The 24,020-nt window shown below is 40.7% G+C and carries 24 protein-coding genes and 2 tRNA genes; 23 read left to right on the top strand and 3 right to left on the bottom strand.

The genetic code is table 11. The features are described from left to right. Position 1 precedes the first annotated feature (1 nt). From DEM91_RS07615 to DEM91_RS07560, 12 genes are all read left to right on the top strand, one after another. Complete coding sequence (locus tag DEM91_RS07615; RefSeq protein ID WP_249858503.1) at positions 2 to 835, top strand: TatD family hydrolase; 834 nt, start codon at positions 2 to 4, stop codon at positions 833 to 835. A 4-nt stretch (positions 836 to 839) separates the two neighbouring features. After that, the gene (locus tag DEM91_RS07610; RefSeq protein ID WP_249858502.1) at positions 840 to 2,087 is read left to right on the top strand and encodes an acyloxyacyl hydrolase; all 1,248 of its coding nucleotides are present in this window, start codon (positions 840 to 842) and stop codon (positions 2,085 to 2,087) included. Positions 2,088 to 2,194: 107 nt separating this feature from the next. Beyond that, positions 2,195 to 2,282, top strand: a tRNA-Ser gene (locus DEM91_RS07605). 406 nt (positions 2,283 to 2,688) lie between these two features. Next, a complete protein-coding gene (gene queC / locus DEM91_RS07600; RefSeq protein ID WP_249858501.1) occupies positions 2,689 to 3,345 on the top strand; it encodes a 7-cyano-7-deazaguanine synthase QueC in 657 nt (218 codons plus the stop codon). A gap of 89 nt (positions 3,346 to 3,434) precedes the next feature. Further along, positions 3,435 to 3,803, top strand: coding sequence for a 6-pyruvoyl trahydropterin synthase family protein (locus DEM91_RS07595; RefSeq protein ID WP_249858509.1), 369 nt, complete (start codon positions 3,435 to 3,437; stop codon positions 3,801 to 3,803). A 12-nt stretch (positions 3,804 to 3,815) separates the two neighbouring features. Beyond that, positions 3,816 to 4,415, top strand: coding sequence for a 7-carboxy-7-deazaguanine synthase QueE (locus DEM91_RS07590; RefSeq protein WP_249858500.1), 600 nt, complete (start codon positions 3,816 to 3,818; stop codon positions 4,413 to 4,415). A 297-nt stretch (positions 4,416 to 4,712) separates the two neighbouring features. Further along, entirely contained in the window at positions 4,713 to 5,468 is a 756-nt protein-coding gene (locus DEM91_RS07585; RefSeq protein ID WP_410525634.1) for a MotA/TolQ/ExbB proton channel family protein, read from the top strand. 1 nt (position 5,469) lies between these two features. Continuing rightward, the gene (locus DEM91_RS07580; protein ID WP_249858498.1) at positions 5,470 to 5,994 is read left to right on the top strand and encodes a hypothetical protein; all 525 of its coding nucleotides are present in this window, start codon (positions 5,470 to 5,472) and stop codon (positions 5,992 to 5,994) included. Further along, a complete protein-coding gene (locus DEM91_RS07575) occupies positions 5,981 to 6,511 on the top strand; it encodes an ExbD/TolR family protein (RefSeq protein ID WP_249858497.1) in 531 nt (176 codons plus the stop codon). Before DEM91_RS07580 ends, DEM91_RS07575 begins: the two co-directional genes overlap by 14 nt. Further along, positions 6,508 to 6,975 carry an ExbD/TolR family protein gene (locus DEM91_RS07570; protein ID WP_195253890.1) on the top strand — a complete coding sequence of 156 codons (468 nt, stop codon included), beginning with the start codon at positions 6,508 to 6,510 and terminating at the stop codon, positions 6,973 to 6,975. Before DEM91_RS07575 ends, DEM91_RS07570 begins: the two co-directional genes overlap by 4 nt. A 352-nt stretch (positions 6,976 to 7,327) precedes the next feature. After that, positions 7,328 to 7,831 carry an Lrp/AsnC family transcriptional regulator gene (locus DEM91_RS07565; RefSeq protein ID WP_249858496.1) on the top strand — a complete coding sequence of 168 codons (504 nt, stop codon included), beginning with the start codon at positions 7,328 to 7,330 and terminating at the stop codon, positions 7,829 to 7,831. A 242-nt stretch (positions 7,832 to 8,073) separates the two neighbouring features. Continuing rightward, complete coding sequence (locus tag DEM91_RS07560) at positions 8,074 to 8,973, top strand: FimB/Mfa2 family fimbrial subunit (protein WP_249858495.1); 900 nt, start codon at positions 8,074 to 8,076, stop codon at positions 8,971 to 8,973. A 160-nt stretch (positions 8,974 to 9,133) separates the two neighbouring features. Here the strand turns inward: DEM91_RS07560 and DEM91_RS07555 are convergent, their stop codons facing one another. After that, positions 9,134 to 10,441 carry a hypothetical protein gene (locus tag DEM91_RS07555; protein ID WP_249858494.1) on the bottom strand — a complete coding sequence of 436 codons (1,308 nt, stop codon included), beginning with the start codon at positions 10,439 to 10,441 and terminating at the stop codon, positions 9,134 to 9,136. Positions 10,442 to 10,534: 93 nt separating this feature from the next. Continuing rightward, positions 10,535 to 12,922 carry a DUF4922 domain-containing protein gene (locus tag DEM91_RS07550; RefSeq protein WP_249858493.1) on the bottom strand — a complete coding sequence of 796 codons (2,388 nt, stop codon included), beginning with the start codon at positions 12,920 to 12,922 and terminating at the stop codon, positions 10,535 to 10,537. Between the two features lie 866 nt (positions 12,923 to 13,788). On the opposite strand from DEM91_RS07550, the gene dcm reads away from it, so the two are divergent. The 11 genes from dcm to DEM91_RS07495 all read left to right on the top strand — a co-directional run bounded on the left by dcm (position 13,789) and on the right by DEM91_RS07495 (position 23,831). Next, entirely contained in the window at positions 13,789 to 15,093 is a 1,305-nt protein-coding gene (gene dcm, locus DEM91_RS07545) for a DNA (cytosine-5-)-methyltransferase (RefSeq protein ID WP_249858492.1), read from the top strand. Next, positions 15,090 to 16,115 carry an HNH endonuclease gene (locus DEM91_RS07540; protein WP_249858491.1) on the top strand — a complete coding sequence of 342 codons (1,026 nt, stop codon included), beginning with the start codon at positions 15,090 to 15,092 and terminating at the stop codon, positions 16,113 to 16,115. Before dcm ends, DEM91_RS07540 begins: the two co-directional genes overlap by 4 nt. A gap of 223 nt (positions 16,116 to 16,338) precedes the next feature. Further along, on the top strand, positions 16,339 to 17,391 hold the full coding sequence (gene rlmN / locus DEM91_RS07535; RefSeq protein ID WP_249858490.1) for a 23S rRNA (adenine(2503)-C(2))-methyltransferase RlmN: 1,053 nt from the start codon (positions 16,339 to 16,341) through the stop codon (positions 17,389 to 17,391). Then, a complete protein-coding gene (locus DEM91_RS07530; RefSeq protein WP_249858489.1) occupies positions 17,384 to 18,361 on the top strand; it encodes a DUF4837 family protein in 978 nt (325 codons plus the stop codon). The genes rlmN and DEM91_RS07530 overlap by 8 nt, the downstream gene beginning before the upstream one ends. A gap of 93 nt (positions 18,362 to 18,454) precedes the next feature. Further along, positions 18,455 to 19,567, top strand: a complete 1,113-nt coding sequence (locus tag DEM91_RS07525; RefSeq protein ID WP_249858488.1) for a PdxA family protein — start codon at positions 18,455 to 18,457, stop codon at positions 19,565 to 19,567. Positions 19,568 to 19,570: 3 nt separating this feature from the next. Further along, positions 19,571 to 20,614 carry a lysylphosphatidylglycerol synthase transmembrane domain-containing protein gene (locus tag DEM91_RS07520; protein WP_249858487.1) on the top strand — a complete coding sequence of 348 codons (1,044 nt, stop codon included), beginning with the start codon at positions 19,571 to 19,573 and terminating at the stop codon, positions 20,612 to 20,614. A gap of 59 nt (positions 20,615 to 20,673) precedes the next feature. Continuing rightward, the gene (locus tag DEM91_RS07515; protein WP_195252129.1) at positions 20,674 to 21,939 is read left to right on the top strand and encodes a sigma-54 interaction domain-containing protein; all 1,266 of its coding nucleotides are present in this window, start codon (positions 20,674 to 20,676) and stop codon (positions 21,937 to 21,939) included. 52 nt (positions 21,940 to 21,991) lie between these two features. Then, a complete protein-coding gene (locus DEM91_RS07510) occupies positions 21,992 to 22,474 on the top strand; it encodes an LptE family protein (RefSeq protein WP_410525635.1) in 483 nt (160 codons plus the stop codon). Positions 22,475 to 22,497: 23 nt separating this feature from the next. Beyond that, a complete protein-coding gene (locus DEM91_RS07505; RefSeq protein ID WP_195252127.1) occupies positions 22,498 to 23,247 on the top strand; it encodes a tetratricopeptide repeat protein in 750 nt (249 codons plus the stop codon). A gap of 7 nt (positions 23,248 to 23,254) precedes the next feature. Further along, positions 23,255 to 23,668 carry a preprotein translocase subunit SecG gene (secG, locus tag DEM91_RS07500; protein WP_229039076.1) on the top strand — a complete coding sequence of 138 codons (414 nt, stop codon included), beginning with the start codon at positions 23,255 to 23,257 and terminating at the stop codon, positions 23,666 to 23,668. A gap of 87 nt (positions 23,669 to 23,755) precedes the next feature. Beyond that, positions 23,756 to 23,831 (top strand) — tRNA-His (locus DEM91_RS07495). Between the two features lie 6 nt (positions 23,832 to 23,837). Here the strand turns inward: DEM91_RS07495 and DEM91_RS07490 are convergent. Beyond that, positions 23,838 to 24,020: hypothetical protein (locus tag DEM91_RS07490; RefSeq protein ID WP_249858486.1), on the bottom strand; the 183-nt coding region annotated here is incomplete at its 5' end.

Below are 24,020 nucleotides of genomic sequence, written 5' to 3'. Positions count from 1 at the left end.
GATGTCCAACGCTCAAAGTGTAAAGTTCGTAGATACTCATGCCCACTTGGATGGAGAAGAGTTTAAGGACGATTTGCCTGAAGTGATAGCACGTGCGCAAACGGCAGGTGTAGGCAAGATATTTGTCCCTGCCATTGATTTGGCGCACTTCCCAGATGTAATGCGTGTGAGCCGCAGTTATCCTGATGTGGTGTACCCGATGATAGGACTACATCCCGAAGAAGTGAAAGAAGATTGGGAGAAGGTGCTGGAAGAAATGAAATGTTTATTACAACAAAATTTACAAGCACCAAATGACAACCCTCGTATCATCGCTGTGGGAGAGGTAGGTCTTGACTACTATTGGAGCAGAGAATACGAAGGTGAACAACTGAAAGCTTTTGAAGAACAGGTGAAGTGGTCGATAGCATTTGGACTGCCCTTGATGATTCACTGTCGAAAGGCTCAAAACGAGATGGTGAAACTGTTACGAAAACACGAAAAAGACTTGCCTGGTGGCGTTTTTCATTGCTTCACAGGAAACGAGAAAGAGGCGGCAGAACTGTTATCATTCGAACGATTTGCTTTGGGAATTGGGGGCGTGCTGACCTTTAAGAGTAGTCATCTCCGTGAAATGTTACCCGCCAACGTACCCCTGAACCGTATTGTTTTGGAGACGGACAGTCCATATATGGCGCCTGTTCCTATGCGTGGAAAACGGAACGAGAGTGCATTTGTTGCGTATGTCATGAAGCAATTAGCAGAGAGTTACAAAATACCAGAAGAAGAAGTTGTACGACAAACAAATGCAAATGTTCAACGCATTTTTGGAATACGAATGGATGAAACGTTGTAGGAGCATGAGATTATTGAACGCCATCTTCGCATTTTTGATACTTTCTACTACTGTTCAGGCCGCTGAGACTGATTCATTACACCATTATAACTATTCCCTCCACGTCATGCCGGGTAAGATTCTCGCTTTGGACAAGTATGCAGCGAAGTGGATTAGAGAGACAAACAACCTATCGATAGCAGCGGAAATAGGGCGAGTGGCATTACCCACAGACAGCGACGCCTATGCATCAGACTTTGGATATCCATCGCTTACTTTAGGTGTGAGATACATGTTTAATCATCAGGTACGCCTACGACGCAGCCCAGATACGGCATGGGGAATGGCAGAAATGGTGGATTACGACTCACACTTGGGGAATACACTCTCCCTATACGGCAAATTTTATCGCCCATTTGCTCGTCATCAACATTGGGAGACCGCCTATTCGTTGAGTTTTGGCATTGGTTATAGCCATACAAAGTACAACAAGCAAAATAACATCGATAACGAGTTGATAGGAACAAATGCGCTGATTTATTTTGGAGCTGGCGTACATGCAACCTATCATCTCAACGAACAATGGGGCATTAGAGGCGGATTGGAGTTTGTACATCATAGTAATGGTGCGCTTTACCGCCCCAACAAGGGTTCCAACTCTTTTGGAACATCAATCGGTGTGGTGTATGAGCCTTATTACAACCTGTTGGCACATCGAACAAAAGCCTACTCACCACAGCCCTTTGAGCGATATTGGTATCTGAATTTATCCGCAGGAATGGGAGCTAAAACGATGTTGGAAGATTGGCTCACAACACAATTTCGAACCCCCTCTTCTCATCCCGATTATCGCACGGAACACTTCAAAGTTTATGCAGCCTATTCGGTGCAGGCAGACGTGATGTGTCGATATGCCCGTCGTTGGGCATCAGGAATCGGCATAGATTGGTTTTATGGCACCTATGCCTCGCACATTGCCGACTTAGATGCACAACAAGGAAACGTCGCAAAGCACAGCCCATGGTCGTTAGGAATTGCTGCCAAGCACGAAGTTTTTTATCATCAATTGTCTTTGGGAATGTCCTTTGGTTGGTATTTGCATCGTCAGATGGGTTATAATGCCCTGTTCAATGAGTCACGATTCTACGAGCGAATCGGATTGCATTATACATTTTCTTCGGCTGGCGGGCTGAAACTGGGTATTAATATCAAGGCGCATGAAACGAAAGCAGACCTTACAGAACTCGTTGTAGCCTATCCATTCCGATTGTGATAATGCGCATCTTTTTGTGCATTTCTAAAGAATAACCGCAAAGTTTTATCGTTTTTTCGTCCGAATTCAAGATAAATATATTACTTTTGCACCAGCTAAATGCAAAAGGAAAGATGCTCGAGTGGCTGAAGAGGCACGCCTGGAAAGCGTGTAACCGTCTAAAGCGGTTCGGGGGTTCGAATCCCCCTCTTTCCGCAAAGCATGTTTTTATGCAGCTTGCAATTTTATGAAAAATTGCCATTTCCACTAAGCTAAACATTTTTAAGAGTCTTTCCTCTACAAATAAAGCAACATATAAAAATGCCGCTCACTTCTTTCCAAGGAACTTGAGTCATGAGGAAATTTACTGTTTTTTATTGATTTCTAAAACACAAACTCTTGCTATCGACCCTCTGATGGGATGAATTTAATCAGTTCCAATACATTTTTTTCGAAGGATGTGCTATAAATTTTGTAGGGATAAAACTATTGTAGTACTTTTGTATAAAGAAAAAACAAATGTATTAGTTTTGCACTATTCCTTGGTGAATAACTGAGTACCTAAGCTGTCCTCTATAGGCAGAAGCGCATAGTGTGGATAACCAGAATGGAAAGGAATAAAATGGAAAAAGATAGTTTAATTATTGTGAGTGGTGGCATGGATTCCATTACCATGCTTTACGAGTATCAACAGCGTATCGCTATAGGCGTTTCATTCGATTATGGCAGCAATCATAACCAAAAAGAAATACCCTTGGCAAAGATGCATTGCGAACGATTAGGCATACGGCACATTGTTATCCCCCTGTCGTTTATTCACGATTATTTCAAAAGCAGTCTGTTGGAAGGTGATGATGCTATTCCCGAAGGGCATTATGAAGAAGAGAACATGAAATCGACGGTGGTCCCTTTTCGCAATGGAATCATGCTGGCAGTGGGTTGCGGATTAGCTGTAAGCAACCATTTGAAATATGTGATGATTGCGAATCATGGCGGTGATCATACCATATATCCCGATTGTCGACCTGAGTTTATTGATAGTTTTTCGCAAGCCATGGTTGCTGGAACCTTTGAAGGTATCACCATTTTAGCACCTTATACACGGATTAGCAAAGGTGAGATAGCCTTGCGAGGTAAAAAGCTGGGTATCAATTATGCCGAAACTTGGTCGTGTTATAAGGGAGGAAATAAGCAGTGTGGCAAATGTGGGACATGCGTTGAACGCAAAGAAGCATTGGCATTTGCAGGTATCAAGGACGACACGTCATACGAAGACTAAAAGACATTGAAAACAAATAGAAATCAAAAGAGGCAAGGAAAGAACCAATACCGTTCTTTCAACGCCTACTCGTAAAATAAAGAAATATGATTTATTGCGTATCCAAACGTATGGAAATTAGTGCGGCTCACCGACTTTCGCTCTCTTACGAAAGCAAGTGTCAATGTTTGCATGGACATAATTGGATAATTACGGTATATCTTTTTAAGAAAGATAAATTGAATGGCGATGGGATGGTGTTCGATTTTACGCACATCAAAAAGGCTATTCACGATCAATTAGACCATGCTTACATCAACGATGTCATTCCCTATAATCCTACTGCGGAGAATATTGCGCGATGGGTCGTTAATCAATTCGAGGAATGTTATAAGGCAGAGGTGCGAGAAAGCGAAGGAAACGTAGCTCAGGCGATAGACGAAACAAAGATAGTTGGTATAGAAAACCTCGTCATGTAAATATAGCAGGAAATGAATCACGATGTACGTACCTACAAAGTAAACGAAATCTTTTATTCATTACAGGGCGAAGGACATCACGCAGGTAGGGCAGCCGTGTTTGTTAGGTTTGCTAAATGCAATCTACACTGTTGGTTTTGCGATACGAATTTTGATGCGTATACGGAAATGTCTGCACAACAAATCATAGAAAACGTGCAACAATATGCGCCCTGTAACTTTGTTGTTATCACTGGAGGAGAGCCTACTTTGCAAGTAATGCCCGAACTGTTGCAGCTTTTTCATATACATGGTTATTATGTTTCGATGGAAACAAATGGCACTCATCCCATTCCTAAAGGTGTTGATTGGGTAACCTGTTCGCCAAAAAAGGCATTTATAGAAGCTGGAAACGTGCATATTAAGCAAGCCAACGAGATAAAGGTGGTGTATGACGGCATACATCCTATAAGCACATTTGGCATCGAGGCAGAGGAACGATATGTGCAGCCTTGCGACGTAGGTGATGAATTAAGGAATAAAGAAATTCTGCAGAAAGCGATTCAGTTTGTGAAAACGCACCCTCAATGGAAACTTTCTTTGCAATTACATAAACTCATAGGAATTCAGTAATGTATGAATGTTTATTTGACTTTGATTTACAATGAACCGATTTGATATAAATCTAAGGAATAAAAGTCAGAGGAGGAGAAATATGTTTATCATGGCCTTTGCATAAAAGTAACTAATTTTACACTTATTATAACAGGCTTGTTTGGTTTTCTTCTTCAAAATATGTACCTTTGAAAATTCTAAAAAAAGGAGTGCTATTTAATCATAAAACTTTATTGGCAGAAATACAAAATGACAAGATTCATTATTAAACAAATACTGTGTTTGCTTTTTCTTTTTGGGGGAAGTTTGTGTTGCATGGCTCAAAATGCGGTAAATCAAGACTCTGTCAGCGTGCAAGAAAGCGATAGTGTCGCACATTCCGAGTTGAATGCTGCGTTAGCTGATGTAGCTGACACCACTGTTGCCGAACCTCAAACAGGAGGTTTACACCAGTTCTTGAAGACAAAATTCATAGAAGGAAATGCAGGGTTCATGTCTTTGGTTGCTTTGGTGTTAGTATTGGGATTAGCATTTTGCATCGAAAGAATCATCTATTTGAGTCTTTCAGAAATCAATGCCAAACAATTTATGAAAGACTTAGAAAAGAAAATCTATGCGAATGATATTGAGGGTGCAAAACAACAGTGTTTGCAGACACGTGGACCTGTAGCGTCACTCTGTTATCAAGGATTGGATAGAATTGACGATAGTATTGAAAATATAGAGCGGTCTGTCGCAGCCTACGGTTCGGTTCAGGCAACTAACTTAGAGAAAGGGTGTTCATGGATTACGCTCTTTATCGCAATGGCTCCTTCCTTAGGCTTCTTAGGAACTGTTATTGGTATGATTATGACATTTGACCAGATTCAAATGGCTGGCGATATTAGTCCTACAATTGTTGCTGCTGGTATGAAAGTGGCACTGATTACCACCATCTTTGGAATTATTGTGGCACTGGTATTACAGGTATTTTATAACTATATCTTGTCAAAAATCGACCACATCACAGCTCAAATGGAGGAGTCGGCCATCACGTTATTAGATACGCTCATGAAGCATAAACAGTCTTAAAATGAAACATATTGATTTGCATCATCGCTCTACGGAACGTATTTCGCAGCTTATTTTTTATTTTTTGATAGGCATTACGTTTGTGGTGTTTGCGCTTTTTTATCTTTTGGGTTACCAGCAGCCTTATCTTGACAATCCAGACTTCAATGAACCATTGCTGACTAATTTGCTCATTTTCGCCATGTATGGATTCATTCTTATCGCTCTATGTGTAACCATGTGGGCTGTACGGAAGGAAATTCACTGTGGAAGAAATCAGACAAGACTTGTTCATGGTATCCCTGTCCAACTCATTAGAAGATGCGTAGCTGGTGGAACTTGCCTTCTCATGTTAATTACATTTGCTTTCGCCTCCACCAATCCAGTGGTGAGTAATGGCAAAAACTTTACGAACAACTTGCTCTTGCGTATTGCCGACCAGTTGATTTATACCTCCTCTATCCTACTCATCGTAGCTGTTGGTGCGGTAGGATATGGCATCACAAGATATCGAAGAAAACATAACTCGCAACATGTTCATTCGTAAACGAAAACATCAGATTCCAGGACTGAATACAACTTCTACGGCAGACATTTCTTTCATGCTTTTGATATTCTTTCTGGTTACTACATCTATGGATGTGGATAAGGGGTTACGTCGTCAATTACCGCCTGCACAGCCAAAGACTACACAGCAAGAAAGTATTGTAGATAAAGACAAATTACTGGAACTTAGCATTACAGCAGACAACATCGTGATGCAGAATGGACACAAAATAAGAATACAGGATTTGCAGGTACAAGTGGAAGACTTTATAATGCGACTTGGTAAAGAACATTTAATTACGATTAAGACTGCACCAGAATCAACATACGATACCTATTTCCAGTTACAACATTGTTTGATGGCAGCTTACAAAGAGGTACGAACTAAATGGGCTCAACAACATTTTGGACGTTCATTTGACGATTGTTCTGATAGTGAACGGCAAACTGTCATTGAGCATTGTCCGCAACGTATCGCCGAAACCTATCAAGACACGGGAGGAGGAATGAGCCAATGATACAGTTTAGACGTAGGCTTCGAGGTGTGCCAGAACTAAACACAGCATCGCTACCTGATTTGATTTTCACTGTTTTGTTCTTTTTTATGATAGTGACACACATGCGCGAGGTAACCTTGAAAGTAAAGTATCGAGTTCCACAAGGCACAGAGTTAACACGACTTACCAAGAAGTCAGCCGTTGTTTATCTGTATATAGGAATGCCCATCACAAGTTTTGGCAAAGCAACAAGGCAACCTATGCAGGTGCAATTAAACGATCGATTAGTACGAATTGATGAGATTGCTGACTATGTCAGTGCAGAAAGAGATAGGATGTCACCCGAAGATCAGCAGCAAATGATTATTTCCATAAGGGCTGACAAGCATACATCCATGGCAACTATCAATCAAGTGAAGCAAGAGTTGCGTAACGCCAAAGCCTTGAAAATTAGCTATTCAGCCGAAGATGTGAAGCAAAAATAGCAACAAGAACGTTTTTACAGTTCAACCAAAAGTGGTTGTTTACCCCTTTATAGTTACGCATATTTTTATCTTTTTTTATTATTTCCTTTTTGAAGTAATAATCTATCACAAAAAAAACTTAAATCGTTGTGAAACTCAACACTTTATTGTATATTTGCAAAGGAATAAAAAGAATAAAAATCTTCACAGGTTTTCCATGAGGTATCTTTAAGTCAGGATTCAACGAATAAAGCTAACTAAAGGTAAAAGAAGAGAAGGCAAATAGGTCTGGAGACACACGCCTTTTTAGGTAGAATTGTTTGTCAGTAATCTTACTTTATGGCAATCACTTGTGAAGTCGATAAACTTAACTATGGGACATCATAATTTAGACGCATTGGACAAGAAGATCCTCACAATGATAGCAGAGGATGCTCGTACTCCATTCTTAGAAGTTGCCCGCGCATGTAATGTCAGTGGAGCAGCTATTCATCAACGTGTTCAAAAACTTATCAACTTAGGAGTTATCAAAGGTTCACAGTTTATTTTCGATCCTGAAAAGATTGGTTATGAAACTTGTGCTTATATCGGACTGCATTTGAAAGATCCAAATGATTTCGACCGTGTTGCCGAAGAGCTTCAAAAGATTCCTGAAATCGTGGAATGTCATTGTACAACAGGCGATTTTGACTTGTTTGTTAAACTGTATGTAATGAACAATCATCATCTGATGAGTATCATACATGACAAATTGCAGCCCTTAGGACTTTCAGGTAGTGAAACCATGATTTCATTTAGAACAGTTATCGATAGGCAACTGCCTGTTTCTCAAATCCAGATAGAGACCAAAAACAGTGATTTTGAGGAAGAGGATTAACAACACTGATTTAACAAGCTTGTTTATCAGGATGATATAACTTCAATTTATTTGATGAGGTGTATTGCTTAGGTGATACACCTTTTTTATTTGTTCACTATTGCAACCGAAGCAATTAGATAAGAAAAGACAAAAAGTTAAAAGGATGAAGAATTTTCTAAAAAAGTTTTGATGCAAATTTGAATTGTTGTAATATTGCAATATAAAAGTTTATTGTTAATCTTTCAACCATGTATTGTACTATGATGAAAAACTTAAATTGTACAAAACTTATTGTTGCACTTTTTGCCTTGTGCCTCGTTGCCTGTGAAAAACCAGTATTGAATGATGATTCTTCACAAGAGAATCCAACTTCAGAAGACTTATATCATCTCACTTTTCGCATGAGCCATTATGAACAAATTCCTTTTGAGGAAGGACTGAAGCTCTCGCGCTCCACCAATATTACCAAGATGTGTACACGCATCGATTTGGCAATATTTAAGGAAGGCACTAAGGTAAAGGCAATTCATCAGAGTCAGAAAGATACCAATTTTGGAGTGATAGAGGCAAATTTGCCTGTTGGTTCTTATCAAATTGTGGCTATTGCACACAGCGGAGACGGCTCAGCCACCATTACATCTCCCGAAGCTATCTCCTTTCCTAAGAACAAATTAACGGATACGTTCTATTACTTCCAAAATATAACGGTTGGCGAGAACAAGACTTACGATTTGGAAATGAAGCGAGCTGTAGCCATGTTTAGATTGATAACCATAGATAAAATACCTGATGCCGTACAAAAAATAAAGTTCTATTACACGGGCGGTAGCTCTACTTTCAACGCTGTAACAGGTTATGGTTGCAAGAATTCTCGTCAGACAGAGGAACGAAGCGTTGCTAAAGAACAACGAAATGGTCAGGGCACATTTGATGTTTTCACCTTCCCACACGAAAAAACAGACGCCTTGAAAATGACGGTTTCCGCCTTAAATGCTACTGGAGATGTTATTACAGAACATAAGTTTTTGGAAGTTCCTGTCAAACCTAATCAAATTACACAATATAAAGGTGCTTTTTTCCAAAATACTTCATCGATGGAAGCAAATCATTTCACGTTTTTCGTCAACGAGCAATGGACGCAACAGGAATATCCGTATTAAAGCCTATTGAGGAATGCGAAGCCGATCATAGCACGAGCGTCGTGGCTTTATCTTCATCAAAACGAATAGGATAATATCGAGACAGAGAGGGATTTGGTAACTGTAAAGGACACATGGATTGCCCACCTTATTATATAAAGCTGGATATGGGGACTATTCGTTAGAAAGTTTCTTTTCGGTAAACACTCATCACTAAGAGCGTAGCGGTTAAGGTAGCGATGCCGCAAAGAGCTGTGAGCATAAAGAAACGTCTATAGCCCAATGCCATTTGTAAAGTCCCCGAGAGAATGAAAGGAATAGCCATGGCAACAGCAGCTAAAGCAACACAAAGCATAAAAGTAGAAAAACGTTTCACCTCACTATAATACACAAGGAAGTGTAGATACGCATAACTACCAAATCCATAGCACAACTGTTGAATAAAGCTACACCAACAAATCCATGTGAAGTTATTAGGTAGCGAAAAACTCAAGTGTATGAACACAAGCGAAGGCACCAAAATAGCGAGTGCCATGAGTAGCAACAGTTTTTTCAGACCGTAGCGATGAACCAGGCAAATGCCCAAAATATCTCCTGCCAACAATCCAAATACTCCTACTGTTCCGTACGCATATCCAAACTCTTGTGGTGACAAGCCTAATCCGCCACTACTCCCTAAGTCTAATTGAAACAACATGGATACGGGTAAAAGCAGATTTGTAGGTAAAAGATAGCAAACCAAGAAAAGGAATCCTGGCCACGAACTTGGCGTGCGAATAAGGTCGGCACTGGTATTGAGACACGCATAGAACATATCGGATAACAATATATCTCGCTCGCGGTAACTGCGTGTAAAGCGGGGCAATAGGCAGACATGCCATATTGACAAGATGAACAAGAAAGCACTTAGCAAATAGTAGGCAGAACTCCACGACGCTCTTATCAACCGAGTTACGACTTCCAAATTACCAGCAACCATGCAGATGATTCCCACAGCGATGAGCAATGCCAGCCGATACACTAAGCGTTTGAAGATTCGTAGCAATGATACTTGCTGGCAGCGTATAGAAGTGAGTGTATATTTGTCGCTTGCTATGTCATGAAACACGTTGCTACTCATCAATATCACATAAAGCAGTACTGTGTAATTTGTCCACGATTGTTGTGTGATAGTGTATCCAATGGCTGCAATACAAATCACATTTATCATTTCTGTCGCCAATATCCAAAGCTTGTTGAAATAGCCTTTGTGTACAAAAATTGATAATACTGGTCGGAACATCCAAGGCAACATGGTACAACCTATGTAGAAAGTGATTTCTCCATTTTGATATCCCAAGCGTTTCAGCATCACCAACGAGGTGAAGAGAAGCACCGCATACGACAGTCCTTTGAACAGGTACAGCGTAGGCATCCACTTCCATGGCAGCCTGTCAATAGTCCCCTGTTCAAGCGGAGAATTGAATATCATTCGGCTCATCTCTTTCATTCTTTTCCGTAAAGCTTTGTTGTCAATGCAAATACTGTCTGTAGTGTAGTCTATAGCTTCCCTAATTTTGCAAAACGAGTGTACTGGAGGAGGTTATTCATATAATTTTTGCAACATTGCGTCTCGGTAATAATGTGCCAAGATTTCATCGTATGTATATCCCTCTTCTCCCATGACGGCAGCACCAATTTGACACAGTCCAACTCCATGCCCCCACCCTGCTCCAGTCAAAACGAACTGCTGCGGAATGCCGTTGATTATTTCTTTTTTATCAACCACAAAGGCTGAACTGTAAAGATGTGAGTCAGAAAGGGTTCTACGAATTTCTAATTCTTTGCCAATAGTAAATGTCAAGAGACTTCCCACTATTTTCAGTCTTGATATCCTACCGCTCTTTCCTCTTTCAAGGGCAATTAAGTCTAAAATATCTCCAAACGTCTTCTTGGTTTTTTCTTCTATCAACGATTTAAGCTTCGCTTGTGAATAGGTTACCTTCCAGCGATAGAAGTCGGTGGTTTCTTGGTCATAATCGTTCAATACTTGCGCCAACACTTTCTGATCAGATGTATGACAGAAAGCTTCTGGCGTTGTCCTTATCCATTTTTCTGCATTCTCTTCAATGGTCAAGTCTGGTAAGATATCGAGCTGTGCCTGTGCTTTATTTGGCATATCGCGCACTGCTCGAAGATAGGGTTTAGAGATATTTTCCCAGCAATAGGGATATTCTTCGCTAATGCCTCCACAGCATTTGCTAAACCGTGCATCGCAAATTTCATTTTCGTACATCAACACTTGCCCCTTGGTTTGCTTGATAGCTTCCGAAACATATTGGTTGGGCACGGTGGTGATGCCTTGATAGCGCTGGCAATGGTCGTCGGCACACACGTCAAAGAGCGTATGATCTTCACGATCATACCATCTGATGAGTTCATCTTCCTTTTTGATGAAAGAGAAAAATCCTGTGGTTGCCTCTTCAAGATGTTGACGCTTTTCTATTTGTGCCAAGAGCCAACTACGGGAAATAACCGCATGCGCCTTCAACAATTCCAAAGACGAAGTGGCTTTCATCTCGCTGGAAATAACACTCTCCAAATAACGCTCTACGGAAATGTCATTGATGGCAAAGATTTTTCCTCCCTCCACAACAAGTCTGAGGGTTCCATAAAAAGTTTGCGTCTCTTTGCGTTCCCAGTGAAAATTCACGCCAATAGTCACATCGTTGAGGGAGAATGTTCCCTCATGGGATTGTGGTACAAAGGTGAGTTCCCTATAGTAATTACCTTTCCACTTAATGGCGCCATCCACCAATTGTACTTCTTGCTCTCCATTGACCACCTCTCCTTTTGCCAAAAAGTTTTGGTTCAAAGAAAACAAAATCGTCTCGGCACCAACTATTCCTACAGACACCTTCGGTTCTCGCTGATTGACAATACATTTTAGGGTTGAGTTTTTGGGGTTGGTTGTGGATGTAAGTTTTGCAATGACTTGCTTTATCTCGTCCTGCGACAATGTCATCTCTCTTAAAATTTCCTCAATCTGTTGCCCTGAAATCTTTTCAAAGTCCTGCAAACGTGGTGTTATCAACAATCCTGACATATCTAATGCACCCGGACTAATGAGCATTTGCTGGTCTCCCTGTGCAAAATAACAAGCTGGTCGATGTTTCTTGCGTGGAAAAATAACACTGATGAAATTATCTTCTCTACGCCAACTAACGATGTTCAACATCGGTTCGGTGTCGTCATCATGAAGTGGAAGGGCATTATAGAGTTGTAGGAATAGCTTTTCATCGGCAGCTTCCGACCGGCTTTGTATCACGAACGCTGGACATGGATAGCCACTAATGAGCGACAGCGATTCCTCTTCGTTTAGCACTGTCAGTGATTTCAGCGATTGCGCTAACACTTCCCAATCGAGCATTAAAGGCAAGACATGGACACTCCCCCCTTGAAAATGCATGTGATCGGGTGCTGATGCACCACATTTCGGACCGTTATAAAAAAACATCAAATCGGGGAAGATGCTTAATAATCGATGAAGTTCCGTATAATTCTTGCGTATTTGCTGTGGTTGATGTTGACGCAACGGTATCGTAAAGTGTTGAGGAAGAATGGGAAAAGGATTGATTAAGAGTTCAAACTTGTCATCTATCACTTGCTTCATCTGCACCGCTGGACGATTCTTTTCGCATAAGAAACACGGTCTGGCAGCTAACGCTTTTTTATCTATCTTTGCTCCCGTAGACACCATTCGAGCAGGGTTGTATTGCACTTTCATGTGTAGTGAGCCCACCTCTACATCTTTTGTCTCCACCTGCTGAAGCTCGTTGAACCGTTGCCGTGCATCGTTCCATTGTTTCAGTTGTTCTTCCACAAAGACTTCGAGCGATAGGTCATTCGCTTTTAATATAGCAGAGCCTGAAGTTGAATGTTTCTCCTTATTCAAATCAGATATTGAGGGTTGGTTGTTTTTTCCATTCATAGTCTCACCATTTAAGTCATATTAGTTGTTGTGCAAAGATACTTAAAATTAAAGATAATGCAGAAAGAATTGTTGTGTTTTTAAGGAGAATGCGTTAAAGCACGATGCTCGAGGAACAGTAGCTATGATGACTACTTTTGCAGACAGAACAGTACTGCAAACTTCGGTATGCACTATTCGGTTGAGACCACTCATCCTTATCGTGCGTGAATATTTCTTATAAGTCCACGCTGTGAACATAGAAACAAGATAGGCCTCATGAAATAGGGATTTCTTATCGGTAGATTGCTACTGTCAAACGAACGTTTCTTAACCGATTAGAAAAAGCACATTTTGTCCTATAAAATGACAATAAATCGGCTATCCAAAAATTGCAAAATAGAAAAAATTAATAGGCAAACTCTATGCACAATCATGATTATTTGCGAAAGAAAACATGCTTCTGAGGCTAAAGCAATGAGATAATCCCGTTCTTAACATCACTTTGTGCCATTATCTACATGTACTTGTGGCGCAAAAGCATGTAGATAAAGGCACAAAAGCAATGACTTTGTCCGTAAAAACGATGCGAAAGCGAGTCAAATTTGCAGAAGATTTTTATAACTCTTTGTGTACCAATAGGTAGCAAACCTTGCTCATTTTTAGCGTATTTGCGACCCGTTTTGCAGTTGGTTGTAAATATGCGAATTATGAGAGGGGTGTTGTAAAGAAAATTCACAGTATTATTAGCTTCTATTGATGCCTGCAATCGGCATGTCGGTTGTACATTCATACAGTGATTTAACAATCGGAGACAAGCCTTCGCCTATGATTTTTACTTCAACTGACTGATAATCCGAAAAAATTGTCTATATTTGCTTTCGATTATGACAACAGTAGAACAACATATAACAGAAAGCAGCAAACGAATATCACACATCAAATCTTTGGTCAAAGAAAAAGCCGAAGATTTGATACTTATACCAGATTCGCAAGCAACACCTCTATCAAGAGGAAAATCTTGGAAAGATTTAGAGTTTTCAAATCCTGAAAGAACGATTAGGCTTGGTACAATGTTTAGTGGTATCGGAGCTATTGAACATGCTTTGCAACGGCTAAGATTGAAGCATCACATCGTATTTGCTGGTGATATTGATGCAAATTGCAAGAAAAGTTATTTTGCCAACTACGATATAAAAGAAAAAGATTGGTTTAATGATGCGAGAACCTTTGATGCACAAAAATACAGAGGACAGATAGATTTACTTGTCGGAGGTGCACCATGTCAGGCTTTTTCAATGGTTGGCAAGCGTTTAGGATTTGAAGATGCAAGAGGCACACTCTTTTATGAGTTTGCGCGTGTTATCAAGGAAACGCAACCCAAAGTCTTTATTTTCGAGAATGTTAAAGGCTTAATCAATCACGACAAAGGTAGAACGTGGATGGTGATGCACTCTATCTTTGTTGACTTGGGCTACCAAGTGAACTATCGAGTTCTAAATAGTAAAGATTATGGAATACCCCAGCATCGTGAACGGATTTTTTGCATAGGTTTCCATACTCCTGTAAAATTTGCTTTTCCTGCTCCAATCCCTTTGGAATACAAGATGTATGATTTTTTAGAGGATTACGTTGATACAAAATATTTTCTGAAAGAAAAAGGTATCAAGTTCGTTACAAGCCATAAGAATCATACTAAATGTTATACGCAAATAAATGGTGATATTGCTTTATGCCAAAAGCGAAACCAACAATTTAATTGGCATGGAGATTTTGTGTTCCACCCTATGGCTATCGGTGAAATCCCAGAAGAGGACTTTGATGAGTTTATCTTTAATGTCAAGGAGGTGGAAGAAAAGTATTATCTATCGGAGAAGCTTCGTAACTACGTCCTTAGCTCTGGAACAAAGAATTTCAAGACACGTATTGAAACAGATCTTGATATAGCACGTCCACTTCTACAATCAATGCACAAGATGCACCGTGCTGGAGTTGATAATTACGTCACACATAAAGGACGAATTAGGAAACTGACACCAAGAGAATGCCTTCGCCTTATGGGTTTCAAAGATACCTTCAATATAGTTGTATCAAATACTTCAGCTTATCAACAAGCTGGAAATTCCATAGTTGTAGATGTGCTGATTGCGTTGCTAAAACAAATGGATATAACAAAATACGGTGAATTATGATACAGTTAGGAGGAGAAAAATTCAATTTGGTGGATGTATTTCCAAAAGTTCTGACCGTTCCTGATAGTTTTGTTGTGAGGAATAATAAGATTCAAACAACAACAGATAGAGCAAAAGAAAGTCATGGAGAAGCAAAACTCTATATAGCCTCAAAAGATACTATGAGGGAGTTCTATGGGCAAGAGGGGTTTCATGCTGTTTGCTTTATGTTAAAACAAGACCTCGTAAATTATCTTAACACTCTAAAAATTGAGTATCTTAATCCCTCACAGAATTATCGAGGAATGGAAAACTTTTCCGTTTTATGGGAAGAGCGAATGAACAAAATAAATAGTCTTGAAGACGAGATAATTACTTTTGAGATTTCTGATCAGTATCAGATTAAAGGATCAAGAGGGTATGTAAATTCTCCTGATATGGGTTATCAACTTATCAGAGAATTATCGCTACCGTTGGTAAGCTACATTCTTGTGAAGAAACTTTCTGACACGACAGGTAGCGAGCTTTATTACTGGAAGCTGTTTGTAGACTTTGAAGCTATTGAACAAATGAAGTCCATACCTACCGTATTTACATACGGGAAAAGTAAGTTACAGACTCAAATATCAGAAGAGGCAGAAAAACAAATTGAAGAAGAGGTTAAAAGTATCAAGAGAGGAAGGGATGGGCAACAGAAGTATCGTGAAAAGCTATTAGAGCAATGCCCTTTCTGCCCTTTTACTATGGTTGCAGACGACCGTTTACTCATAGCGAGCCATATCAAGCCTTGGGCAATTGCAAACGAAAAAGAGCGTATTGACCCATACAATGGTTATATGCTTACTCCCACTTACGACCGTCTGTTTGATAAAGGCTTCATTACCTTTACAGAAGACAGACACGTTCATATTTCCAATTTTCTATCCAGTCGTACTTGCAAGCAGTTGGGATTGGAAGATGACAAGTTTATTCAAATGCTGCCAATGGATAAGAAAAGAATAGCATATCTTGAATTTCATAGAAAGACTGTGTTCAAAGATTAGAAAGAATGTCCCACTAACATTTTGATTTACAAATTCACCGTATTCCTAAACAAAACAATCGGGCTTGACATTCTCTCCTTAGGAAATGGTAGTAAGGTGTTTTTTGTTCCAACAATCTTATTATTCGGATTTTTTATCTAAATTTGCAAAAAATAGGATAGATAATATTTTAGCGAATAAGGTTGGTGAATTGGTTATCAGCTTGCCTTACTTTTTATAAGGAATGACGATGAATCAAGCAAATATAGTAAAAAAGAAGTTAATGGGAATGACCCTTTCTGAACTTCAGGAAGTGGTACACCACTTGAATATGCCGACATTTACTGCAGGACAGATAGCCAAATGGCTCTATCTGCAGCAGGTGACGAGTATTGACGAGATGACTAATCTCTCGAAAAACAACCGCCAGATTCTTCAAGAGTCTTTTGAAATAGGGTGCATGAAACCACTGGATGCGCAATATTCTAAAGACGGAACCATAAAATACCTCTTCCCAACAGCATCGGGAAATTTGGTAGAGACGGTGTATATCCCTGACCAAGATAGAGCCACACTCTGCGTGTCCAGTCAGGTGGGATGCAAGATGAACTGTCTTTTTTGCCAAACAGGCAAACAAGGGTTTGAAGGAAATCTGACCTATACGGACATCTTGAATCAAATATATTCTTTGCCCGAGCGCGAAAAGCTCACAAACATAGTTTTCATGGGACAAGGAGAACCGATGGACAACATCGACAATGTGCTGCGTGCAACACAGATATTGACAGCCCCATACGGTTATGCGTGGAGTCCAAAGCGTATTACGGTGAGCAGTGTTGGGGTGAAAGGAAAGTTAAAACGCTTCTTAGATGAAAGCGATTGTCATGTGGCTATTAGCTTACATTCCGCCATCCCTGAACAGCGGAGAGAACTAATGCCCGCAGAAAAGGCGATGCCTATTCAGGATATCGTAGAACTGTTGCGAGAGTATGACTTTGCACACCAACGGCGACTGTCGTTTGAGTACATTGTTTTTGACGGTGAGAACGATTCTATTCGGCATGCACAAAAAGTGGTAGAATTGCTTCGTGGATTGGATTGTCGTGTAAATCTTATCCGTTTTCATCAGATACCCAACGTTTCGTTGCGTGGAACAGACACCGCTACGATGGAACGGTTTAGGGATTATCTTACATCGCATGGCATCTTTACAACGATTCGAGCGAGTCGAGGACTAGACATTTTTGCCGCTTGTGGCTTGCTGAGTACTGCCAAGAAGAAGACAACACATGTGTAAGGAGTGGATATGGCATTTTTCCCTCTTATGCCTTGTCATGGGAGGAGTGACAGCTTGCCGACAGCAAAAGACGGTTTTGCCAGCGAGTACGCAACAGCCGTATGAAATATTGGTGGTAGGCGATATTGACAGCTTGCTGTATCATTGTTTATCAGTGCCAATGGTTGGCTTGCCACAGGTGGAACCCACTTTTGATGTAACATGCGTGAAGACTGGAGATTTTGATGCGCAACAACGACTGATGCGCCAAATCATTGTTGTGAGACAGCACCAAGGAGAGCGGAATAAACCTGCTATTTCTCATGAACGTAATCGTTATGCTCAACCACAATTGGTGATGTACATTGACGTAATCTCGAAAAAAGAGGTGCAACGTATCTGTGAGAACATGGGGAAAGAAATTCGGCAAGTGTTCATTGAGCAAGAATATGAGCAAAACATCTTGCAACTTCGACAGAATCATGAGGTGAAAACCGCACAAAACGTACAACGGATGTTCGGCTATCGGCTGATGTTGCCTGCGGACATGCAGTCGTACAAGGTTGGTAAGAACTTTCTTTGGCTCTCTAACAATGCGGTGCAAGGACTGCAAAACATCTGCGTTTATGCCATTCAAGGACTAAAACAGCCCACCTTACAGCAAACCGATAGTGCTCTGCAAGCGAATATAAAAGGTGAAACAGATAAGATTTTTATGCAGACCGTGAGGACATCAATGCAAGACGAGACTTTCTTCTTTCACCAAAAGAGACAAAATTGGCAACGTGGACAATGGGAAATGTGCGGCGATATGATGGGTGGACCTTTGGTGAGAAAGGTGGTCATAGACAGTACTGCAAGACAAGCCGTTGTCTTTGACGCTTTTGTATATGCCCCAGAGGGGAAAAAGCGCAATCGGATGCGAGCCTTGGAAGCTGCGTTGTTGACCATTCAGAAGACAAATAAAAATAGAAAAGAGGAACAACAGTGACGAAAGACTGGCGATGCGCCCAATGGGTACGATTCAAATGTTTGACGAATTGGCTTGTCGTTCCTTGAACTACGATAAAAAAATAATATACTTATGAACAACAGAAAAATTCGTGTGGCAATCACACATGGCGATACAAATGGTATCGGATATGAACTAATTTTTAAGACTTTCTCGTCACCCGAGATGCTGGAGCTTTGTACACCTATCATTTATGGGTCGCCCATGGTTGCAGCTTATCATAGAAAAGCGCTCGGCATTCAGGCAAACTTTAGTATTGTCAACAATACGGACGAAATCAAAGACGGACGCTTAAACCTTCTAACTTGTTTCGAAGACGAAGTGAAAGTGGAGCTTGGAACGCCCACGGAAGAATCAGGACGTGCGGCAATCCGTGCTTTGGATCGGGCAATGACCGATTATAGAGAAGGGGTGTATGATGTTTTGGTGTGTGCGCCTATTGGTACCAATAACTTAAAAGTCGGAGGACTGGAGTTTAAGAATCTTGCCCATTACCTGCAAACTTGCTTAGGAGAGGGACATGAGGCAATGCCAGTGTTCATGAACGACTTTTTAAGAGTGGCATTAGTTTCCAATCATTTATTGATGAAAGATGCTATGGAGGACATCAAAGAGCAAAACCTCATCAATCGAGCTACTGTCTTATGCGAAACAATGCGTAGAGACTTGCGTGTATCAAGTCCACGAATTGCAGTCTTGTCTTTGAACCCTACAGCAGATGGTGTAGAAGAAAAGGAGGTTATTGCTCCAGCGATAACAAAACTGACAGAGGCTGGCGTGTACGCCTATGGTCCCTATCCAGCAGAGGAATTCTTTGGAAGTAACCAGTATGAGGCATTTGATGCCATTCTCTCCATGCATTATGAGCAAGCCATTTTACCTTTTAAGACACTGACAATTGATGAAGGTGTGTGCCTGATTGCAAACCTGCCATTGGTATGTACAACAACGAATGACAGTCCTGAGTTTGCAAAAGCGGGAGCAGGGGTCATGGATGAGCAACCGATGAGACAAGCCGTTTATTTGGCAATAGATGCTTGGAGGAACCGCATGAGCTTTGAGGAACCTCTGAAAAACCCACTTCCTAAGCTCTATCATGAACGTAGGGAAAACAGAGACCGTGGACGGTTTAATGGGGTGAAACGCAATGACAAGGACAACCAAAAGCTGCAAGAAGCAGAATAATCGATGAAAAAGAAATATCAGAACGCATTCTTTATATTCGGTTTGTGCGTTTTGCTCTTCATGATAACGCAGCTCAACTTCGGTGAAGTATGGGAAGGTGTGCGCCATGCTGGCTATTGGTTTTTTGCCATCTTGGTGCTATGGATATTCTTATACCTCTTTAATACTGGTGCTTGGTATTTGATTATCAAGAGTTGTGTGTCCGAAAAACCGTTTCAAAATGACGAAAAAGGGTTTGCAACAAGCAATGCGAACAACAAAAAGAATGTTGGTTTCTGGTGGTTGTATAAGATAACCGTATCTGGCTTTGCACTCAATTACGCCACACCGGGTGGACTAATGGGGGGCGAGCCTTACCGTATCATGGAGTTATCTCCAAAGATTGGAACAGAAGCCGCCTCGTCTTCGGTGATACTCTATGTGATGACTCATATCTTTAGTCATTTCTGTTTTTGGGTCATCTGCATCTTCCTGTATCTTTTCACCCAGTCTCTTTCACTTGGAATGGGGGTGTTGTTGGCAAGTGCAGGTGTGTTCTGTGGGTTGGGACTATGGTTCTTTATGGTTGGATATCAAAAAGGATTAGCCGTAAGAATGATGAAATTTCTGCGCCACATTCCATTGGTAAAGAAATGGGCGATACCCTTTGTCGACAAACATCGTAATCAGTTAGATACGATAGATTGTCAAATAGCCGCTTTGCATAAACAAAATCCGAAGACATTCGTAGCTGCCGTTGGACTTGAAATCGCCTGCAGATTCTGTTCTGCCCTAGAGGTGATGTTCATTTTGATGGTGCTTACTCCTTCGGTGAGTTATCTCAATTGCGTATTAGTGATTGCATTTACAACGCTGTTTGCCAATCTTCTATTCTTTATGCCCTTACAATTGGGGGGACGTGAGGGTGGTTTCCTGATGTCGGTATCTAAGTTGGGCATGACTGCCAGTGCAGGTATCTTTGTGGCTTTGTTAGTGAGACTGCGTGAATTGATTTGGACGGGCATCGGACTGTTGCTCATTAAGTTTGACAAAAAACAAAAAGACTAACATAAATTTACTGCCATATTTGCAGCTATGTCGAATAAATTATGTAATTTTGTCATCCAATGAACACCTCAGAATTGCAAAAAATAAAACAGCGTTACAGCATCGTTGGGAATAGCGATGGACTGAATCATGCCTTGGATGTAGCCTTACAGGTAGCACCTACCGACCTTTCCGTCTTGATTATTGGGGAGAGCGGTGTGGGAAAAGAAATCTTTCCTCGAGTGATTCACGACCATTCTCCTCGGAAGCGTGAACGCTATTTTGCCGTAAACTGTGGTTCTATACCCGAAGGAACGATTGACAGCGAACTCTTTGGACATGAAAAAGGTTCGTTTACTGGGGCTATCGGGGAACGGGAAGGCTATTTCGGAATAGCCAACAAAGGCACTATCTTCTTGGATGAAGTAGGTGAGTTGCCGCTTGCAACACAGGCAAGGTTGCTTCGTGTATTAGAGACAGGCGAGTATATTCGTGTAGGTGGACAGGAAGTTCGTAAGACCGATGTACGCATTGTAGCTGCAACAAACGTAAATATGCCTAAAGCTATTAGCGAAGGTCGCTTTCGTGAGGACTTGTATTATCGATTAAATACGATTCCAATCCAAATTCCCCCATTGCGAAATCGGGGTGAAGATATTATTTTACTCTTTCGACTATTCTCCATGCAAATGGCAGAAAAGTATCGTTTGCCAAAGATTACTTTGACAGAGGATGCCAAACAATTGATGCTAAAGTATAAATGGCCTGGCAATGTTCGTCAGCTCAAGAATATCACAGAACAGATGTCGGTGCTGGTACAAGACAGAGAGATAGATGCTAAGCTGTTGAGTAACTTTATTCCTCAAGATCGTGAGAGTACACAGTTAGCGACCATTAACACACATGGAAGTCACTCGTATGAGAACGAACGTGAGATATTGTATAAAATATTGTACGAACTTCAAGGTAACGTGAGTGAACTTCGTCGCGATTTAACCAGTCTGAGAAAACAATTGGACGATGCGAATAATGTTCATGCTGGCTTAACCTATCCTAATCAGGTTCACGCTCTTGAAGGAAGTGTGACAAGTCTTACTGACTTATCACACCAACAGAATATGCCTTCGAATTCAACAGTTATATCTCGAGCTGTAGATTCTGAAGATGCCATTGTTGAAGAAGTGAAAGAACCTGAAAGTCTAAATCTTAACGACTTAGGTAGACAAATGGTAGAAAAGGCGTTGGAACGGAATGGTGGTAATCGTAAGAAAGCGGCAAAAGAACTTGGCATTTCCGATCGTACTCTTTATAGAAGAATTAAACAATATGGTCTTGAGAAAAAATAAGATTGTGCAGCTTTGCGAATTTCAGCACCGATATCGTGTTGTTTTCTCTTGTCTGTTATTAAGCTGTTTGTTGGTTGGGTGCGCTGTTAGTTATAAATTCAACGGTGCCAGTATCGACTATACGAAGACCAAAACGATTCAGATATCCGATTTCCCTATTCGCAGTGCCTATGTTTGGGGACCCATGGCACCTATGTTCAATAATGAACTAAAAGATATGTTTGCCAATCATACCAAGCTCAGTCAGGTTAGGCGAAATGGAGATTTGAAGATTGAAGGCGAGATTGTTTCCTACACTCAACGCAATAAATCGGTTTCCAGTGAAGGTCATTCGGCACAAACGGAATTGTCGATAACCGTTAATGTGAGGTTTACCAATAACAAAAATCACACCGAAGACTTTGAGCGACAGTTCTCATCGGCTAAAAGTTATGAAACGACAAAGAATCTTAATTCTGTGCAAGAAGAGTTAGTTTCGCAGATGGTGAAAGACTTAGCCGACCAAATCTTCAATGCTACCGTTGCCAACTGGTAGTTGACAGCTATGATAAATCAAGTATGGAACTAAGCAGATTGATACAACATCCCGAATTGATGGACAAGGAGACGCTTTATGACTTAAGGAGTTTGCTTGCCATTCATCCGTATTACCAAACTGTAAGGTTACTGATGTTGAAAAATCTGTATTTGCTCCATGATGCAACTTTTGATGATGAATTGAGACGAGCAGCTGTGTATATTACCGATCGGAAAGTACTTTTCAATCTCATAGAAGCAGCACATTACCGATTTAATAAACCTTCTACAGGAGAAAAGCAACCCGCAGTTGAGGAAATTGGTGACAGCAGAACTATCTCGCTTATTGATAATTTCCTTGAAACAGTACCCGTAGAAGAGGAAGAGGCACCTCAAAAGAGAAAACCAACTCCAGCTGATGCGGCAATAGATTATGTTTCTTATCTTCTTGAGGTGGAGAGTGAAGAAGAGCATATGGCTAATGCAGCCTCTCCACACTTAAAAGGTCAAGACTTGATAGATAGCTTTATACAGAAAAATGGAGATGGAAGAATACAGTTAAACGACACCCCAGAGTATCTACCAGAAATAGATGAAGATAAAGAAACGCCCACTGAAGAAGGTTATTTTACAGAAACTTTGGCAAAAATATATATCAAACAAGGAAGATACGAACAGGCTCTTGAAATTATTCAGCGATTAAATTTGAATTTTCCAAAAAAAAATAGTTACTTTGCAGACCAAATACGTTTTTTAGAGAAACTAATATTAAATAATAAAATAAACAAGTAAAAAAATGATGTACACATTATTTGTGGGACTTATTGTTCTTGCCTCGATTTTGATGGTGGTAATTGTTGTAATCCAAGAATCAAAAGGTGGAGGATTAGCTTCTAATTTTTCCTCGTCAAACGCCATTATGGGAGTCCGAAAGACAACAGATGTGATTGAGAAAACGACATGGGGATTGGCTATCTTTATGGTTGTGTTGAGCGTTGCTTGTGCATACGTTGTGCCAAGAGCATCTTCAGAACAAAGCGTTTTAGAGAAGACCGCTACTGAAACACAGACTACCAATCCGAATACAACTCCTGGTTTTGGCGCAAGTGAGCAGCAAGCACCTGCAGCAGGTTCTCAAAATGCAACTCCTGCTAACCAAGGAACTCAGCAAGCTCCTGCAACACCTAAAGCACCAGTAGCTCCTGCTAAATAAAAATTAAAAAGTAAGGGATTTATTTGCATAATTAGAATAAATCCTTTACCTTTGCACTCGCTTCTGAATAAGAAGAGTTTTATAAATGGTGGCCGTAGTTCAGTTGGTTAGAGCGTCAGATTGTGGTTCTGAATGTCGTGGGTTCGAGTCCCACCTGCCACCCACCCCACTAACAAGCGGAAAGCCCGATAAGTAAAGGCTTTCCGCTTTTATTTTTTATAGATTTCAAGCAAAACAAAGGGTCAGTCGTAAAACCCAGTTGCATCCCCTCTCCCCTCATGCACATAATTTCATAAGTATTTGTTATCTTTGCATCATGAAGACCGAGCAATTGTTGCGTTGTATCTTTCCA

Source organism: Prevotella sp. TCVGH, assembly GCF_023522295.1.
Classification (GTDB): domain Bacteria; phylum Bacteroidota; class Bacteroidia; order Bacteroidales; family Bacteroidaceae; genus Prevotella; species Prevotella timonensis.
This window is presented reverse-complemented; position numbering and strand designations above follow the sequence as displayed.

Coding starts and splice junctions, on each gene's coding strand:
- DEM91_RS07615 (WP_249858503.1), top strand. CDS start 2: ATGTCCAACGCTCAAAGTGTAAAGTTCGTAGATACTCATGCCCACTTG.
- DEM91_RS07610 (WP_249858502.1), top strand. CDS start 840: ATGAGATTATTGAACGCCATCTTCGCATTTTTGATACTTTCTACTACT.
- queC (WP_249858501.1), top strand. CDS start 2,689: ATGGAAAAAGATAGTTTAATTATTGTGAGTGGTGGCATGGATTCCATT.
- DEM91_RS07590 (WP_249858500.1), top strand. CDS start 3,816: ATGAATCACGATGTACGTACCTACAAAGTAAACGAAATCTTTTATTCA.
- DEM91_RS07585 (WP_410525634.1), top strand. CDS start 4,713: ATGGCTCAAAATGCGGTAAATCAAGACTCTGTCAGCGTGCAAGAAAGC.
- DEM91_RS07580 (WP_249858498.1), top strand. CDS start 5,470: ATGAAACATATTGATTTGCATCATCGCTCTACGGAACGTATTTCGCAG.
- DEM91_RS07575 (WP_249858497.1), top strand. CDS start 5,981: ATGTTCATTCGTAAACGAAAACATCAGATTCCAGGACTGAATACAACT.
- DEM91_RS07570 (WP_195253890.1), top strand. CDS start 6,508: ATGATACAGTTTAGACGTAGGCTTCGAGGTGTGCCAGAACTAAACACA.
- DEM91_RS07565 (WP_249858496.1), top strand. CDS start 7,328: ATGGGACATCATAATTTAGACGCATTGGACAAGAAGATCCTCACAATG.
- DEM91_RS07560 (WP_249858495.1), top strand. CDS start 8,074: ATGATGAAAAACTTAAATTGTACAAAACTTATTGTTGCACTTTTTGCC.
- DEM91_RS07555 (WP_249858494.1), bottom strand. CDS start 10,441: ATGAAAGAGATGAGCCGAATGATATTCAATTCTCCGCTTGAACAGGGG.
- DEM91_RS07550 (WP_249858493.1), bottom strand. CDS start 12,922: ATGAATGGAAAAAACAACCAACCCTCAATATCTGATTTGAATAAGGAG.
- dcm (WP_249858492.1), top strand. CDS start 13,789: ATGACAACAGTAGAACAACATATAACAGAAAGCAGCAAACGAATATCA.
- DEM91_RS07540 (WP_249858491.1), top strand. CDS start 15,090: ATGATACAGTTAGGAGGAGAAAAATTCAATTTGGTGGATGTATTTCCA.
- rlmN (WP_249858490.1), top strand. CDS start 16,339: ATGACGATGAATCAAGCAAATATAGTAAAAAAGAAGTTAATGGGAATG.
- DEM91_RS07530 (WP_249858489.1), top strand. CDS start 17,384: ATGTGTAAGGAGTGGATATGGCATTTTTCCCTCTTATGCCTTGTCATG.
- DEM91_RS07525 (WP_249858488.1), top strand. CDS start 18,455: ATGAACAACAGAAAAATTCGTGTGGCAATCACACATGGCGATACAAAT.
- DEM91_RS07520 (WP_249858487.1), top strand. CDS start 19,571: ATGAAAAAGAAATATCAGAACGCATTCTTTATATTCGGTTTGTGCGTT.
- DEM91_RS07515 (WP_195252129.1), top strand. CDS start 20,674: ATGAACACCTCAGAATTGCAAAAAATAAAACAGCGTTACAGCATCGTT.
- DEM91_RS07505 (WP_195252127.1), top strand. CDS start 22,498: ATGGAACTAAGCAGATTGATACAACATCCCGAATTGATGGACAAGGAG.
- secG (WP_229039076.1), top strand. CDS start 23,255: ATGTACACATTATTTGTGGGACTTATTGTTCTTGCCTCGATTTTGATG.